Origin of the sequence: Wolbachia endosymbiont (group A) of Colletes cunicularius (genome assembly GCF_964264715.1) — a bacterium.
In the GTDB taxonomy this organism is placed as follows: domain Bacteria; phylum Pseudomonadota; class Alphaproteobacteria; order Rickettsiales; family Anaplasmataceae; genus Wolbachia.
In genome coordinates, this window is the sequence record NZ_OZ183471.1 from 1511284 (window position 1) to 1527410 (window position 16127).

At 35.4% G+C, this 16127-nt stretch carries 20 protein-coding genes and 3 pseudogenes; 14 read left to right on the forward strand and 9 right to left on the reverse strand.

Annotated features, from left to right (window positions below; genetic code table 11):
* Window positions 1-4: 4 nt before the first annotated feature.
* From ACFELZ_RS08920 to ACFELZ_RS08935, 4 genes are read right to left on the reverse strand one after another with little or no spacing between them, the layout of a single operon-like run.
* Window positions 5-784, reverse strand: a complete 780-nt coding sequence (locus tag ACFELZ_RS08920) for a hypothetical protein (RefSeq protein WP_375316195.1) — start codon at window positions 782-784, stop codon at window positions 5-7.
* A gap of 2 nt (window positions 785-786) precedes the next feature.
* Window positions 787-1245, reverse strand: a complete 459-nt coding sequence (locus ACFELZ_RS08925) for a transposase (RefSeq protein WP_375316633.1) — start codon at window positions 1243-1245, stop codon at window positions 787-789.
* On the reverse strand, window positions 1188-1352 hold the full coding sequence (locus ACFELZ_RS08930) for a hypothetical protein (protein WP_375315781.1): 165 nt from the start codon (window positions 1350-1352) through the stop codon (window positions 1188-1190). The genes ACFELZ_RS08925 and ACFELZ_RS08930 overlap by 58 nt, the downstream gene beginning before the upstream one ends.
* A gap of 3 nt (window positions 1353-1355) precedes the next feature.
* Complete coding sequence (locus ACFELZ_RS08935) at window positions 1356-1553, reverse strand: transposase (protein ID WP_375315780.1); 198 nt, start codon at window positions 1551-1553, stop codon at window positions 1356-1358.
* Between the two features lie 46 nt (window positions 1554-1599).
* Between ACFELZ_RS08935 and ACFELZ_RS08940 the strand changes: the two genes are divergently transcribed.
* Window positions 1600-1992 carry an IS630 family transposase gene (locus ACFELZ_RS08940; RefSeq protein WP_375316196.1) on the forward strand — a complete coding sequence of 131 codons (393 nt, stop codon included), beginning with the start codon at window positions 1600-1602 and terminating at the stop codon, window positions 1990-1992.
* Window positions 1993-2075: 83 nt separating this feature from the next.
* A complete protein-coding gene (locus ACFELZ_RS08945; RefSeq protein WP_375316197.1) occupies window positions 2076-2804 on the forward strand; it encodes an IS982 family transposase in 729 nt (242 codons plus the stop codon).
* Window positions 2805-2827: 23 nt separating this feature from the next.
* On the opposite strand, the gene ACFELZ_RS08950 is transcribed toward ACFELZ_RS08945, so the two are convergent.
* The gene (locus ACFELZ_RS08950) at window positions 2828-4150 is read right to left on the reverse strand and encodes a pyruvate dehydrogenase complex dihydrolipoamide acetyltransferase (RefSeq protein WP_375316716.1); all 1323 of its coding nucleotides are present in this window, start codon (window positions 4148-4150) and stop codon (window positions 2828-2830) included.
* Window positions 4151-4325: 175 nt separating this feature from the next.
* Here ACFELZ_RS08950 and ACFELZ_RS08955 point away from each other — a divergent pair, with 175 nt between their 5' ends.
* On the forward strand, window positions 4326-4712 hold the full coding sequence (locus ACFELZ_RS08955; protein ID WP_375316198.1) for an SH3 domain-containing protein: 387 nt from the start codon (window positions 4326-4328) through the stop codon (window positions 4710-4712).
* Here the strand turns inward: ACFELZ_RS08955 and ACFELZ_RS08960 are convergent.
* On the reverse strand, window positions 4709-4852 hold the full coding sequence (locus ACFELZ_RS08960) for a hypothetical protein (RefSeq protein WP_375316199.1): 144 nt from the start codon (window positions 4850-4852) through the stop codon (window positions 4709-4711). The genes ACFELZ_RS08955 and ACFELZ_RS08960 overlap by 4 nt on opposite strands.
* Before the next feature lie 90 nt (window positions 4853-4942).
* On the opposite strand from ACFELZ_RS08960, the pseudogene ACFELZ_RS08965 reads away from it, so the two are divergent.
* The 4 genes and pseudogenes from ACFELZ_RS08965 (at window position 4943) to ACFELZ_RS08980 (ending at window position 9149) form a co-directional block, all read left to right on the forward strand.
* Window positions 4943-6181 (forward strand): annotated as a pseudogene (locus ACFELZ_RS08965) (IS256 family transposase).
* A 9-nt stretch (window positions 6182-6190) separates the two neighbouring features.
* Window positions 6191-6511 (forward strand): transposase, encoded by a 321-nt coding sequence (locus ACFELZ_RS08970; protein WP_375316200.1) that lies wholly within the window; start codon window positions 6191-6193, stop codon window positions 6509-6511.
* A gap of 107 nt (window positions 6512-6618) precedes the next feature.
* Window positions 6619-7731: pseudogene (locus ACFELZ_RS08975) on the forward strand (IS4 family transposase); the annotation flags it as partial.
* Window positions 7732-8066: 335 nt separating this feature from the next.
* Window positions 8067-9149, forward strand: a complete 1083-nt coding sequence (locus ACFELZ_RS08980) for an efflux RND transporter periplasmic adaptor subunit (RefSeq protein ID WP_264731670.1) — start codon at window positions 8067-8069, stop codon at window positions 9147-9149.
* A 73-nt stretch (window positions 9150-9222) separates the two neighbouring features.
* Here the strand turns inward: ACFELZ_RS08980 and grxD are convergent, their stop codons facing one another.
* From grxD to ACFELZ_RS08995, 3 genes are all read right to left on the reverse strand, one after another.
* Entirely contained in the window at window positions 9223-9546 is a 324-nt protein-coding gene (gene grxD / locus ACFELZ_RS08985) for a Grx4 family monothiol glutaredoxin (protein ID WP_375316201.1), read from the reverse strand.
* 15 nt (window positions 9547-9561) lie between these two features.
* Entirely contained in the window at window positions 9562-9780 is a 219-nt protein-coding gene (locus ACFELZ_RS08990) for a BolA/IbaG family iron-sulfur metabolism protein (RefSeq protein WP_096641415.1), read from the reverse strand.
* Window positions 9781-9858: 78 nt separating this feature from the next.
* Entirely contained in the window at window positions 9859-11181 is a 1323-nt protein-coding gene (locus tag ACFELZ_RS08995) for a malic enzyme-like NAD(P)-binding protein (protein ID WP_375316202.1), read from the reverse strand.
* A gap of 126 nt (window positions 11182-11307) precedes the next feature.
* Between ACFELZ_RS08995 and pgsA the strand changes: the two genes are divergently transcribed.
* The 7 genes and pseudogenes from pgsA to ACFELZ_RS09030 all read left to right on the forward strand — a co-directional run.
* Entirely contained in the window at window positions 11308-11850 is a 543-nt protein-coding gene (gene pgsA / locus ACFELZ_RS09000; protein WP_253309177.1) for a CDP-diacylglycerol--glycerol-3-phosphate 3-phosphatidyltransferase, read from the forward strand.
* Between the two features lie 100 nt (window positions 11851-11950).
* The gene (locus ACFELZ_RS09005; RefSeq protein ID WP_375316203.1) at window positions 11951-12307 is read left to right on the forward strand and encodes a hypothetical protein; all 357 of its coding nucleotides are present in this window, start codon (window positions 11951-11953) and stop codon (window positions 12305-12307) included.
* 28 nt (window positions 12308-12335) lie between these two features.
* Window positions 12336-12878 carry a hypothetical protein gene (locus tag ACFELZ_RS09010; protein ID WP_375316204.1) on the forward strand — a complete coding sequence of 181 codons (543 nt, stop codon included), beginning with the start codon at window positions 12336-12338 and terminating at the stop codon, window positions 12876-12878.
* A 60-nt stretch (window positions 12879-12938) separates the two neighbouring features.
* Window positions 12939-13625, forward strand: a complete 687-nt coding sequence (locus tag ACFELZ_RS09015; RefSeq protein WP_375316717.1) for an outer membrane protein assembly factor BamD — start codon at window positions 12939-12941, stop codon at window positions 13623-13625.
* Window positions 13626-13705: 80 nt separating this feature from the next.
* Window positions 13706-14446 (forward strand): YebC/PmpR family DNA-binding transcriptional regulator, encoded by a 741-nt coding sequence (locus ACFELZ_RS09020; RefSeq protein WP_375316718.1) that lies wholly within the window; start codon window positions 13706-13708, stop codon window positions 14444-14446.
* Between the two features lie 3 nt (window positions 14447-14449).
* The gene (locus ACFELZ_RS09025; protein ID WP_375316205.1) at window positions 14450-15346 is read left to right on the forward strand and encodes a peptidoglycan DD-metalloendopeptidase family protein; all 897 of its coding nucleotides are present in this window, start codon (window positions 14450-14452) and stop codon (window positions 15344-15346) included.
* A 155-nt stretch (window positions 15347-15501) separates the two neighbouring features.
* Window positions 15502-16107, forward strand: a pseudogene (locus tag ACFELZ_RS09030) (IS982 family transposase); the annotation flags it as partial.
* Window positions 16108-16127: the final 20 nt, after the last annotated feature.

Consider the following 16127-nt stretch of genomic DNA (forward strand, 5'->3'; position numbering starts at 1 on the left):
TTGATTAACGCCCCTTTACTATATTATTACCTTGTTCAAACTTTCTGATTAATTTGCTTACGTTGACATTAGATAATTTTTTACCTGCAGATTTGTCATTATGTGAAGCATCAGGTTTACGAAGGTCTTCCTTACTGTTACTCCTAGTAATATTACATCTGACAATGTTTGAATTATTAGACTTATCGCTTATATCTGAAATATTGCTTTTTTCACTACATGAAGACGAATTACTCGACATATTGTCTAAGCTAAAGCGCTTTTTACCTTGATAGATTGGATTCCAATCAAGTGGATTGTAAGTTTTTTTGCTAGTCTCAACCTTTTGGTTATTTTGCTGTTTAGGAGAAAAACCTAGGTTTTCTCTTTCTTTCTTGCTTAGTGCTTTGAGGAATTTTACGGTTTCTAATTCATCAGTTGCTTGTACTTGATGTAAATCAAAGCTTTTTTGATGGTTATCCTGCTTAACATTTTCCATCATTTTATCTTTTATTGTTCTATCCTCATCATCAGAAGTGCTGCTACTAGCATCACTGATACCACTATCCCCTGAATCACGGCGTTGTTTGTTAGAAGTGCTAACGCTTACATGAATATTGTCTTTCATGAGTTTTTGCATTGTTGGGCCAAATGTTCTTCCAAGATTGCTACTTACTGTTTTATTACTATCATTTGCTTGGGAATGAGATGCATTTCGCTCAAAAATCGCTTTTATTCCAGCAAATTTAGCTTGGGAAGATTTCGGAGGAACAGGTGGAGCAACTTTCTTAGAGCCTGTCTTCAAACTCAAGAATGAGCTAATTTGTGAAGCATAATAGTGATCATATTAAAGAAGATGTTGTTTTTTGAAGTGAGAGGAGAATGCTCATAATCCTTACTCATACGTCTAAAATTGGAGAGCCAAGCAAAGGTTCTCTCAACAATCCAACGTTTGGGAATAACCTGAAATCCTGTATCAACTATTTTCTTGGTAATCGTCAATAAACATCCAGTTTCCAATAAGCAGCGGTTTTGCAATTTACCTGTGTATCCTTGATCAGCAAAAAACTTATGTAATGTTGGAGCTTTGCATTTGGCTTGAACAAAAAGATTTAGTGCACCATCAAGATCCTGAATGCTTGCACTTTGTACTTCAGCAGCAATTACAAGACCTACAGTATCTACAACGATGTGGCGCTTTCTACCCTTTACTTTCTTGCCAGCATCATATCCTCTGGATCCCCTTTTTGAGTAGTTTTTACTGATTGGCTATCTATTATTCCCACTGATGGAGTTTCATTCTTACCAATTATCTCTCTTACTTTTTTAACTAGAAAATCATGAATCTCTTGCCATATTCCACTTTTTTTCAATCGCTAATTACAACTATACACTGTTTTCCATGGTGGAAAATCTTTAGGCAGTTGTCTCCATTGACATCCTGTTCTCATCATATAGCGGATTGCGTTAATAATTGTTCTAATACTATGTTTTCTTGGTCTACCGGTCTTTTTAGGTTCAAAATATAGCTCTATTATCTTCCATTCTTTGTTACTTATATCGCTTGGGTACATTTAAAATATATCTTATAACACACTTCTTAACTCCTTTCTACTTAGTTTGAAGACAGGCTCTAAAAGAAAGAGGGTAAGCATAATAGGAGCACTAAATGAGGGAAAAGTTAAAGCTTCCTGGGTAATTGAGAGCTACTGCAACAGCGAGATTTTTGATGCTTATGTAGAAAATATACTTGTTCCTATATTAAAACCTGGACAGACTATTGTTCTCGATAATGCAAGCTTTCATAAATCTGCAAGAACGAAAAATTTGATAGAAAATGTTGGGTGTAAAATTTTGTTCTTGCCGCCATACTCACCGGATTTAAATCCGATTGAGAAGTTCTGGTTTGCCATTAAGCATGCCATAAGAAAAGTGCTGCCAAGCTTTTGGCCCAATATTAATTCGGCTATTGATTTTGTCTTTCAGCTCTCGGGGAAATCTTACTTCGGTTAGCTATAGAGAAAAGTTTTGCAGATAAACTACTGCCAAATGGTAAAAACCCCACAAGAACAACGGAAATTGAGCACTCCGAAATCATGACAATAATCCTGCTATATCAACAATCTCCGTGTAAAACTTTCTATCTACATTACCTAACGTTGCTCTACAAATCAGAGTTTCCAAAGTTACCTTCATATACCAGGTTTGTTGCTCTAAAGCCTAGGGTTTTGTGGCATTTAGCAATGTTGTTGCATTGGCTTTGTGGACAGTCAGAAAACACTGGAATTTCATATATAGACACAACTCCCATTGCAGTTTGTCATGCAAAAAGAATATCCAAAAACAAAGTTTTTGCTGGAATTGCAAAATTAAGCAAGAGCACTTACGGCTGGTTTTTTGGTTTCAAATTACATATGGTAATCAATGAAAATGTTGAAATTCATGCACTTACGCTAACAAAAGGCAATGTTGATGATAGGATACCTGTGCCAAATCTGACGGAAAAATTAATCGGTCTTTTGTTTGGTGACAAAGGTTATATTGCAAAAGAGCTTTTTCAGAAGCTGTTTGACCGAGGTTTGAAACTTGTTACCAACGTGAAAAAAGGTATGAAAAATACATTGATTTCGTTAAATGAGAAGATTTTACTGAGAAAAAGGTCTATCATTGAGACTGTTTTTGGTTACCTAAAAAATAGACTAGAAATTGAACACACTCGCCATAGATCCCCTGTTAATTTTTTGGTTCATATCTTTTCTACTCTCATTTCCTATTCCATCAAATCCACAAAACCTTCTATTTCCTATACTTTCTTCCTTCCTTAATCCAGAATTCGCGTTAATAGGTTTCAAATAAGCATCGCCAGAGGACTCTCTATATAATGCTTAAAGGCATTTAAAAATTTTGCTCCTAATGCTCCATCAACTGCTCTATGGTCAACAGAAAGTGTTACTGTCATTATTTCTGCTATCTCTATTTTCTCATTCATAACAATTGGTTGTTTTTTGGATGCACCAACTGCCATAATGCAAGATTGCGGCGGATTGATTATAGCACTGAAGGCTTTTATACCAAACATTCCTAAATTGGAAATAGTAAACCCACCTCCTTGAAATTCTTCTGGCCTTAATTTTCCAGATCTTGCTCTGCTTACTAAATCTTTCACTTCTTTTGATATAGATAAAATACCCTTTTTATCAGCATTTTTTACTATAGGAGTAATTAGCCCATCTTCAAGTGCCACAGCGATTGAAATGTCTACATTCGAGTATTTAAGTATTTTATTATCTATCCACGAAGAATTTATATCAGGAAATTTTTTCATGCTGAAAGCTGCAGCTTTTATGATTAGGTCATTAATTGTTACTTTGTTATTTTCATCTGCTGAGCTAATCTCGTTTTTTAACGATATTAACTTATCAACCTGGCAGTCTACAGTTAAATAAAAATGTGGAACATTCTGTTTGGATTCAGTTAAGCGCTGTGCTATCACTTGGCGCATATTGCTTACTTCAACCACGGTATCTTCCTCGGGCCTTTCACGACTTTCAATGCGTGTACCACTACCTAAAGACTCCAACACATCAGCCTTAATTATGCGACCATATGGTCCTGTACCTTTTAATTGCTGCACATTAACCCCTTCATTTTGAGCTATTTTCTTAGCTAATGGGCTTATTTTTATTCTACCTTCTGTTGTCTTAGTATCTTCTTCTTTTCTAGATCCCAGTGTCAAGCACTGTGATGACATTGAGGAGTTGGATTCCAGTGACAAGCACTGGGATGACATTGAAGGGTTAGATGACATTGGAGGGTTGATTGAGGAATTGGATGGCACTGAGGGATTGGTTCCAACTTCTTTCTTAGCTTCAATATTGGTAGCAGAAGCTGAAACATAGTTACCGAGTGCACTTTCATCTTCTCCTTCTTCCAGCATTAAAGCTATCGGTTGATTTACAGGCACGCCACTTGTTCCTTCTGTTACTAAAATTTTCGCTAAAACTCCTTCATCCACAGATTCAAACTCCATTATGGCTTTATCAGTCTCTATCTCAGCAATTACATCGCCTACTTCAACTTTATCTTGTTCTTTTTTATGCCACTTTACAATTTTTCCTCCAGTTTTGCTCATTGTCGGTGAAAGAGCAGGCATTAATATTTCTATAGGCATTGATTTTGCATTTAAAGATCTATTCAATTTTTAATTTACTCTTTATCTTATGTCAATCTAATCGTGAATTATGATGAATAAGTCTGTTACACTATCCCTCACGTCATCCCAGTGCGTGACACTGGGATCTTGGTTCAGTACTATTATCCTATTGTTTTTATTATTTAGCCATAGCTTGTTTGCTAATAACTTTGTTTCAACCAAATCAAATAAAATCAACATGAGAACGGGGCCAGGGTTTCACTATCCTGTAAAATGGATATACACTTGCAAAAATCTGCCCCTGAAAGTGATAGAAGAGTTTGAGAGTTGGAAAAAGGTCTGCGATATAGATGAAGACTGCGGATGGATAAAAGGCAATCTGCTTAGTGATAAGCACCACGCAATGATAAAAGAAGATACTTATGGATATCAAAAACAGAGTGTAGACAGCAAGATTACTATGAAAATAGACAAGTTCGTTGTAATGAAAATAGAAAAATGCAATGAAGAATGGTGCTTTCTTTCCACCCAAAAACTTAAAGCATGGGTACAAAAAAAACATATATATGGGGTTGATTAGGTTGATAAAGGATCTGGATTAACACTAGTTTCCGGACCTTCTGTAGCAGGTGAAGCAGAGGATGCACTGACTTCTTCATGCTCTGGAGAATTACTCTCCTGTACAGGGCTATTACATTGTCCACAGAAACTCCTTAACATCTCCTCAGCAGATGAGTTGGGAATGTTCAAAAAAGTGTGTCAAACCGAAAAAAAAGTAATAAATTGATATAAAAAAATGGAGGTTTGACAATGAGTCAGAAAGTAGTAAACAGAACTAACGGATTGGTAGATTATAAAGAGTTGGAAACAAATATCCTGTCGTCTATACGAGAAGGAAGACCGTTGACAGGAAGGGAGGGAGCATTAACACCATTTATAAAAAAGCTGCTGGAGGCAAGTTTGGAAGGTGAAATAGAAAACCACTTATTAGCTGAAAGTGAAGAGAATAATCGAAGAAATGGGAGAAATGGAAAGACTTTACGGACAAGTGCCGGTTCATTTGAACTTTTGACGCCAAGGGATAGAGAAGGAAGTTTTGAGCCGCAAATAGTCAAAAAAAGGCAAACAAGCTTACATCCAGAGCTTGAAACGAAGATTTTGAGCACATTTGCCAGTGGTATGAGCTATAGAGATATAGCGTCACACGTTGAGGAAATTTATGATCACAAAATATCGGCGGCAGAGATATAAAGTATTACCGACAAATTACTGCCTATAATCAATGAATGGCGTAGTCGTCCACTGCAATCAGTATACCCGATAGTATTTATGGATGGGATGTTCTTTAAGGTCAAAGAGAATGGACATTGCGTAAGTAAATGTATGTACAATATATTGGGCATAGACCAAAATGGCAGAAAAGAAGTCCTGGGCTTTTATTTGGCTGAAAGTGAAGGAGCTAACTTTTGGTTGGGAGTGCTAAATGACCTCAAAGAAAGAGGAGTAGAAGATATTCTGATTGCATGTGTAGATGGGCTAAAAAGCTTTCCTGCAGCTATAAATAGTGCGTTTCCTAAAGCAGAAGTACAGCTATGTATAGTGCATCAGATAAGAAATTCACTAAAATATGTATCCAGCAAAGATGTGAAAGTTTTCATGAATGATTTGAAAAAAATATATCGTGCTACAAGTAAAGAAATTGCTGAAAATTACTTACTTGAGCTGGAAGAAAAATGGGGAGAAAAGTATCCTTTAGTTATAAAATCGTGGCAGAACAATTGGGAAAATTTATCTGGTTATTTCAAGTATTCTAGCCCAGTTAGAAGGCTAATTTACACCACAAATCCAATTGAGGGGCTGCACAGACAGATCAGAAAATTCACTAAAACCAAGGGCTCATTTACCAGCACAAATGCCTTGTATAAACAGGTATATTGTGCTATAAAGAAGGTAGAGCAAAAATGGACTATGGCTCTGCCTAATTGGGCTTTAACTATGTCTCAACTTGATATTTTCTTTCCAGATAGATTGAAAATTGAGTTGAACTAAAAATGCGGTTTGACACACTTTTTTGAACATTCCCTTCAAGCCAAATGCAAAGCTCCAACATTACATAAGTTTTTTGCTGATCAAGGATACACAGGTAAATTGCAAAACCTCTGCTTATTGGAAACTGGATGTTTATTGACGATTACCAAGAAAATAGTTGATACAGGATTTCAGGTTATTCCCAAACGTTGGATTGTTGAGAGAACCTTTGCTTGGCTCTCCAATTTTAGACGTATGAGTAAGGATTATGAGCATTCTCCTCTCACTTCAAAAAACAACATCTTCTTTAATATGATCACTATTATGCTTCACAAATTAGCTCATTCTTGAGTTTGAAGACAGGCTCTCAGGTCCTCACTATATGGCTTTGCCATCATTCTACCTTAATTAAAGCAGTATTATACCTTTTTACACTCCTTTGAGGAAACCTTATTTCGGTTAGCTATAAAACAACTAATTTTAAAACCCATGGATTAGTGATGCATACAACGTTTGCAGTTACAACAGAAGGACTACCTATAGGATTATTGGATCAAAAAATTAGTACTAGACCTCCCTTAGCTGAAGACCTAAAGGAGTTGAAAAGAAGAAGCCATAATACTGCTCTTCCCATAGAAGAGAAAGAAAGCATACGGTGGATAGCATCACTTAAAGACTCTACTAAACATCCTGGATTAAAGGATGTTAAGGTAGTTACCGTTTGTGATAGAGAAGCAGATATTTATGATTTATTTGAAGTTGCTTCCACTAATCAATCTCTTTTTGTAGTAAGAGGAAATCAAAACAGAACAGTAAACAAGAAGTCGACTTATTCTGAAAAAGGTGGTGAAAGATTGTGGGATTTGATGAATCGCATGTCTTGCCAAGGAGAAATACAAGTGAGTATTCCTGCTTGCGATAACAAACCTCAAAGAACAACAGTTTTAGAAGTAAAGTTTAGTAACTTTGTGATGAATGCATCAAAAAACAACGCTAGACGTAAAACGCAAAAACTTCCTAATTTAAATTTAAATGCTGTCTATGTTATAGAAAAATATCCCCCATTTGGCGAAGAGCCCATGAACTGGATTTTGTTAACAAATATAAATATTAATAATTTTGAAGAAGCAGTAGAAAAAATACAATGGTATTGCTTAAGATGGAGAATAGAGGTTTTTCATAAAATTTTGAAATCCGGTCTTAAAGTTGAAGAATGTAGGCTCCAAACAGCAGATAGATTGATCCGCTTTCTTACAATTATGAGTATAATTGCATGGAGAATATTTTTTATCACATTGGTAGCTAGAACAAATCCGAATCTTTCTTGCACTGTCATACTGACTGATGACGAATGGAAGGTTTTATATACCAAAATGCTTAAGACAAAAAACTATCCTGAGACTCCACCACCTATAAGAGAAATTGTGAGGTGGGTGGCCAAGTTAGGAGGGTTTTTAGCTCGCAAAAATGACTTAGAACCAGGCCCTATAGCTTTGTGGAAGGGATGGAAACGTCTCTTTGATTTAGCAGAAGGATGGAGACTTGCTCATTCATTCTATACTTGTGGGTAATAGTAAGGTTCTGCGAGCGGCTGGTGGGGAAGTTCCACTGACCTACTCTCCCAATTGGGTATCCCTTTAATGGAGCGTTAAAACTCTATTTAAATATATATTTAGTTTTGTTACAGTAATTTTATATTCTTATTCCCATAATATCATTTGATGGGAATTTTCAGTCTTATGCACGACTTTATTTACATTTTTATTCGATTAAAAATTGCATCTTAGCAATAAAAAACTTACTTATTGTAGGAAAATGACATACTCTTGTGTTTGTTCTCATATAAAACTATTTATGGAGTGACAATGGTGCATGTATTATACTTACATTTCTGATTCGAAAATTTATGCAGTTGTTTCTAACAAAATTAGTCAACAAATTCTATTGTTTAAAGATGAGAAATAAAGTAATCATCATTTCTAGTATTGCTTTTATTCTACTGTTTTTTATCAGCAGTGCATTTTTAAAAAAAGATCAGGCGGTTCATAGTGATAATGCAACTAGTAGCTTTTCAGTAAAAACTCAAGAATGTGCGCCGCAAAACCGCACTATATATTTAAATTTTTCTGGTACAGTAAATCCCTTACATAGAGCTAGCCTTGTCTCAAAAATAAGTGGTAAGATTATTGCTATTTATTTACCTGATGGTGAAAAGGTAAAAAGAGATGATGTAGTGTTAAAGATAGAAGATTATGACAGGATTGAGCAAGCTCAGAAAGCCAAAGCTTTATTAAAGCAGCGTGAAATTGAGTATGATTCCTCTCACAAACTGAATAAAACAGGCTATGGAGCACAAATACAAGTAGAAGCAGCTTTTACTGCGTTACAAAGTGCAAAAGCTGACCTAAAAAGGCTAGAATTGGATTTAGAAAATACTGCAGTCAAATCTCCTATAGATGGTTATATTGATAAAATCAATGCAAACGAAGGGGATTTTGTTAATGCTGGGCAAAAAATAGCTGACGTGGTTGATTTCGATCAAATTCTTGTGGTGTTATACGTTTCGGAAAATGAAGTAAATAAAATAGAGCTAGGCAGCACAGCTCAAATTAGTTTACTGGACGGAAAAGAATTGGCAGGTGAAGTAAGTTTTATTAGTAAAATTGCTGAGCCTAAAACTGGGTCTTATAGGGTAGAGGTAAAGGTAATTAATAATAAAATGATATCCTTGCAGGGACTAACTGCCAACGTAAGACTACCTTCAGGCGAAAGATTTGCATATAAAGTTCCTTCTTCAGCCCTGAGCTTAAGTGACGAGGGTGCTCTTGGAATAAAGATTGTTGATGACAATAATTATGTAATATTTGTACCAATAGAAATTGTTGATCATGAGAGCGATGGGGTTTGGATAGTAGCAAATAACGAAGGTAAACCCATAAAGTTAATAGTATTGGGCCACCTATTTGTTAAGCCTGGTGATAAGGTTTAAGACATAAGATCCTTTTTCATAGCTTATACTACGTTATACCAATCCCAGCGTCTGGGCACTGGTTTCTTGGTACTTATTCCGCAATAATTTTTTTTTCCTTCAATAAATTTTGCAGTTCGCCTTTTTCGTACATCTCGCGAGTGATGTTGCAACCACCGATAAATTCTTCCTTTATATATAATTGTGGAATTGTTGGCCAATCAGAAAACTTTTTTATAGATTCACGTATTTCATCATTCTCCAACACGTTAATATACTTAAACTTCACGTTCAATTTTTTTAGGATTGACACGACGAGTCCAGAGAATCCGCATTGAGGAAAATCAGAAGTGCCTTTCATGTACAACACCACATCATTTTCCGCTATATCTTTTTTTATTTGTTCAAAACTGCTCATAAATTCACCTTATTTTTAAGTATTAGTTTCCAGTTGCAAGGCGTGTATAGACTGACCTTCCAGAGCTTTATATACCATTTTATGCTGTTCTATTTTTGTCTTTCCAAGAAAGCGCTTGGAGGTTATTTTTAAATGATAATGATCATCATCTCCAGCAAGGTCATGAACCTTTATATCAGCGTCGGGGAACGATTGTTTGATGATCCTTTCTAATTCGTGAATTGCAATAGTCATTGATTTGCTTTAAATTACAATACTTTCATTATAAATCTAAAACGACTGGGTGCAATTGAATTATTGATTATATGGTTACTAATATTGTGAAGACAGTAGATTCAGCGTGTTAAGTGCACTAGCAAGGCGAGATTTCAATTGATTTTCATATTTACTCCAATCTTGTATTGCCTTTCTTGCAATACCTGAATCAACTGCGGCTTTTGCAACAGCAGGAGATACTATAGAAATTAATCTTGGGTCAAATGGAGTAGGTATTATATATTCACGTCCATAGCTCATTTTACGACCGCCATAGGCTGCAGATATCTCGTCAGACACTGGCTCACGGGCAAGCTTTGCTATTGCATCTGCAGCTGCAATTTTCATCTCATCATTTATTGTTGTTGCATGTACATCAAGCGCTCCTCTGAATATATAAGGAAATCCCATTACGTTGTTGACTTGATTGTTGTAATCTGACCTGCCAGTTGCGATTATTGCATCTGGCCTCACAGATTTTGCAAACTCAGGCCTTACTTCTGGATCGGGGTTGGCGAGAGCGAAAATAATCGGGTCTTTGCCCATACTCTTTAACATCTCTTCATTTAACACATCTTTTGCAGATAATCCGATGAATACATCAGCGCCTTTTATTGTATCAAGTAGAGAACGTTCGGAAGTATCAATTGTATATTTTTCTTTCCACTCATTCATGTCCTCGTTTCTACCTTTGTATATTACTCCTTGTTTATCACACAGCACTATATTTTTAGCGCCCATGGACTTTAGTATTTCTAAACATGCAATACCGGCTGCTCCAGCTCCATTCATAATGATCTTAACGTCCTCTAATTTCTTTCCGACAATATCAAGAGCATTTTCTATACCAGCTGCAACAACCACTGCAGTTCCATGCTGGTCATCATGGAACACTGGAATATCCATCAGTTCATTCAGACGTTTCTCTATTATAAAACAATCGGGAGATCTTATATCCTCTAAATTTATCCCCCCCCAACTTGGCCCAAGGTACCTTACTGCATTGATAAAATCTTCTATATTTTCTGTATCAACTTCTATATCAACTGCATCAATATCAGCAAAACGCTTAAATAAAACAGCTTTGCCTTCCATGACAGGTTTTGCAGCAAGAGGACCGATATTACCAAGCCCAAGCACTGCAGTGCCATTTGAAATGACAGCTACAAAATTGCTTTTTGCCGTATAATCATAAACAACCTCAGGATTTTTAGCTATTTCAAGGCACGTAGCTGCAACGCCAGGAGAATAAGCAAGTGACAAATCATACTGGGTAGATAAAGGTTTTGTTGGCATGATTGAAATTTTACCAGGGTTACCACCTCTACTGTGATACTTAAGTGCCTCTTGTTTTGTGGTATTACCTAAATCATCGTTCATTCTTATATTTTAAGCTTGTAATTTTTAAGTATATGGAGTTTTTATAAATGTTCAATTGTAAACTATTAGCTTGTGAACTCTGTTGTACTTCTGTATAAGTTTACCTATTACGTAAGATGATATTACATGCTTAAGAAAAACGTGCCTAATTTGCTTACAATTTCTCGTGCACTTGCAATACCAGCAATAATATTAAGTTTTTATATAGAAAATAAATATGCAGGCCTGATAACAATATCAATCTTTGTGTTTGCGTGCATTACGGATTTTTTTGATGGTTACTTGGCGCGTGCGTGGAAAGTCCAATCAAAGTTTGGCAAGCTATTTGATCCAATTGCTGATAAATTAATAGTGGTTTCAACGATAATTATGCTAGTTTATAAGCAGAAGATAAATGATTTTACAATAGTACCATCGATTATCATCATCTGTAGGGAAATATTAGTTTCGGGTTTACGGGAGTTCCTTATAGCTATAAATGTTAGTCTACCTGTAAGCAAAGCTGGCAAAATTAAAACATTTTTGCAGATGGTTGCTGTAGTAGCGCTAATAATGAACGATTACGACACAACTCAATATATAGGTGCAATTTGTTTATGGGTTGCAGCTATTATAACTATGTGGTCAGGCTATAATTATATCCTAGCCGGCATCAAACAGGTTGACTGAATTTCTTGAGAAACAGTTAATATACAAAAGTGGTTAATACTTTCATAATATTGACTGAATAGTTAAAATCCTGTATAATATATTAGTTAATAGGGTTTATATGACTGATAACTTTAAGACTACGTTTTCTCCTGAAGATTTTTTTGGGGATTTTTGGCTGACAGTTGATAAGGAAGTCAAAAAAGAAAGGTCAGAACAAGAGTCATTAACACTAAAAGAAGAAGCAGAAAAAAAGAAGAAGCTTGAACAAGAGTTATTAATGCTCAAAAAAAGAGAGCTATATAGACAATGTGTATCATTGGTAACAATGGTTCCATTTGCATTATTTATGGCTATTGAACTGGAAAAATATGTAGCGATCAGGTATACTTGGCGTGATAAGTGGCGCGCTAAGCCACACTATATTACCTTTTATGGTCCTATCTCTTATTTGTACGCTATATTTAATTTACAATAATAGAAAAATAGCACAAAAAGAACGAGAGTTGGAGAATATTGAAAATGGAGAGGAAGTAAAGGAAAAAGAGCACAATATTTCTGATATAGGTCAGTGTTTGATCTATATTGAGGCTATAACAACTGCACTGATTATTGTAGGTATGATAATGGGTGAAACATCTTCACTTGAAGCAGCAGAGGATGCAATTTTATTTCTTGCCAATGCAATTGCTTTTCTTGCAACTCTTGCTTCTTATATTGGTGAGCATGAAAAAAATAAGAAAAAGGAAACAGAAAAATCTAATCTTGATGAGAAAACTAGCAATATGTCTGTAGCCGGGTTGGCGCTTGCTGGTTCTTCTATATTTTTAATAAGAAGGATAATGTTAATGGCATTAGCATCGTCCTTAAATCCTGCTGTTGGGCCTACTTTAGGCTTGATAGGTATTGCACTTTTTATGGTTGTACAGATATTAACTATACGTTCCTATAGCAAGACGCTGAAAGATCCAAAAGTGGAAGGACAAGGTAAATCGAGGAATGCAGGTAGTTCTGACCGTAGTTATGAGGAAGGGCAGGCTATTGCCTAAGAAATTTATTTTTTTAAGTAATATTTAGGTCTATACTTTATTTTGATCGAAAAAAATCTTATGTATAAGACTTTAATCACGTGCTTTATTTTCCTAATTTGCTCCTTTACACAATCGTATGCGAATGATCTTGAAAAAACTGAAACTGAACTATATAAAGAAGCAGTTGAACTTTTTGACCAGAAAAAATATAAACAAGCTATTAGGGCATTTCAAAAGATAGAGGATTTGTATCCTTTTTCTTATTGGGCAATGAAAGCAAAATTATTATCTGGGGTTTCTCACTATAATATGGGTAACTATAGAAGTGCTGCAAGTGATATGGATGATTATATATATGTTTATTCAAGTGGTGAAGATTTACCATATGTATACTACTTAAGAGTATTATCTTATTACATGCAAATTAATAAAGTGCAACTTGGACAGCAAACTGCATATAAAACTTTAGAGCTGGCTACAGAGTACATTAATCTCTTTCCAGGCAGCGAATATGTAGACGAGATGAAGGAAAAAGCAAAGCTGATCACAGAGCATATATCAACAAAAGAGTACTCTATCGGTAAATTTTACCTGAGGCGTGGTGAATATTTGGCAGCAATTAAGCGTTTCCAGAATATAGCAAGCTATAAAGATTCTAAACATTTTTCCAAATCTATTAACTATTTAATAGCAGCCCATTCAGCTATTGGCCTTGACTTAGAAGCTGAACAGTATGAAAGTATGTTATTAGCAGAAAACCTGTAAGATGCCAAGCCAGAGGCTTGAAAATTTGCTTTAGCTTTTTCTATGCTTTGATATATAATTAGGTTTTTAACTATTTGAATATGGCTGGTCATTCACAATTTTCAAATATAAAACATCGGAAAGGCGCTCAGGATGCAAAGCGCTCTCAAAAATTTACGAAGCTGATTAGAGAAATAACAGTTGCTGCAAAGCAAGGGCTGCACGATCCCGAACTCAACCCGCGCCTTCGCTCTGCTATATTTGCTGCACGCAAGGAAAATCTACCAAAAGATAAAATAGAAACAGCAATAAAAAATGCAACTGGTAACATTGCTGGAGAAAATTATGAGGAAATCCAATATGAAGGTCATGGCCCTTCTGGCACTGCACTCATTGTCCATGCCTTGACTAATAACCGCAACCGTACTGCTTCTGAGGTACGTTATATATTTTCTCGCAAGGGTGGAAACTTGGGAGAAACAGGAAGTGTTAGTTACCTTTTCGATCATGTAGGCTTAATCGTCTATAAAGCAGAGGGTGTGAATTTTGATGATTTATTTAATTATGGAATCGAGTTAGAAGTATTGAATGTTGAGGAAAATGACAAAGAAGGATTACACGTTATAACTTGTGAAATAAAAGATTTTGGTAAAGTACGCGATGCCTTTTATGCAAAATTCGGAGAACCAGAACTTGCTCGTCTTTCGTGGCAACCAAAGGATCTAGTTGAAATTAGCGATAAAGAGTTGATCGATAAATTATCCACATTGGTTGAAGAATTAGAAGATAATGATGATGTACAGTATGTTGAAGGTAATTTTACTTTTGTTGATGCTGTTTAAATTATGAAGCTGATTATATTTATACTGCTTTATATTTTACCAATATTTAATATACACGCCCTTAAGACTCCAGATAACAGTAAAGAGACTTTTTTAATATCCAGCACCATAAAATCTTCTTTTTTTGCCACGGGAATTGAGCAAGGGTTGGCGCCAAATACAGTGGTAAAATTGATCAACATATATAAAGATTTTGGTGTTGATTTTAAAAAAGACATTGTGCCGAAGAGTAAATTGGAGGTTCTTTTTGAGAGATCGCTCAGTAATCAGAAGACTGAAGAAAAGATTTTATATGCTTCACTGACAATAAACAAGAAAGCTATTAGTTTATATCATTATAAATCGCAAGACGGCAAAGAAAGGTATTTTAATAAAGAAGGAATAAGCTTAAAAAATGGCGAAATTTTTGCAAATCCTTTAAAAGGAGATTATCGCATATCCTCAAAATTTGGCAATAGAAAGCATCCTGTTCGCGGTAAAATTGCTTTTCACAAAGGAGTGGATTATGCAGCTAAGCTTGGCACTCCCATATACGCTGCTGCAGAGGGTGTGGTAGAATATATAGGAAAGAATGGTGGCTATGGAAATTACATCAAAATAAAACACAAAAATGAATATTCAACCTGTTATGCGCATATAAGTAGATTTAGTGGCGATATAAAGTTAGGCTCTAAAGTAAAGCAGGGGCAGGTAATCGCCTATGTTGGTAGCACTGGTGTTGCAACAGGACCCCATTTACATTACGAAGTTATATATAACGGCAAACACATCGATCCGCTTACGATAGCGCATAAAACTGAAGTAAAATTGCCTGATCATGAATTAAGAGAGTTTAAACTATTTGTAAATAAGATAAATAAAACGATCAACAGAGAGGGTTCAAGTGAAAAAGAAGTTTAAAGACAATATGGATAAGAATACGATAAACGATAGAAATTTAAGTCAACTCCGGTTTTTTCCTGTACTAAAAACGTGAATTATGGATTAAAGGAGAATAGAAGAGGCAAGAAAACAGGGTAAACTCAGCAGTGATAAAAAAATAGATGAGGTTACCCATGGAAGATATAACAAAACTGTTTTGTTTGGTCGATGATTTTTGCAGAGATATAGAGAAAAATTTTGCAGATAAACTACTGCCAAATGGTAAAAACCCCACAAGAACAACGGAAATTGAGCACTCCGAAATCATGACAATAATCCTGCTATATCAACAATCTCCGTGTAAAACTTTCTATCTACATTACCTAACGTTGCTCTACAAATCAGAGTTTCCAAAGTTACCTTCATATACCAGGTTTGTTGCTCTAAAGCCTAGGGTTTTGTGGCATTTAGCAATGTTGTTGCATTGGCTTTGTGGACAGTCAGAAAACACTGGAATTTCATATATAGACACAACTCCCATTGCAGTTTGTCATGCAAAAAGAATATCCAAAAACAAAGTTTTTGCTGGAATTGCAAAATTAAGCAAGAGCACTTACGGCTGGTTTTTTGGTTTCAAATTACATATGGTAATCAATGAAAATGTTGAAATTCATGCACTTACGCTAACAAAAGGCAATGTTGATGATAGGATACCTGTGCCAAATCTGACGGAAAAATTAATCGGTCTTTTGTTTGGTGACAAAGGTTATATTGCAAAAGAGCTTTTTCAGAAGCTGTATTAAATAGGACTTGATCTGAC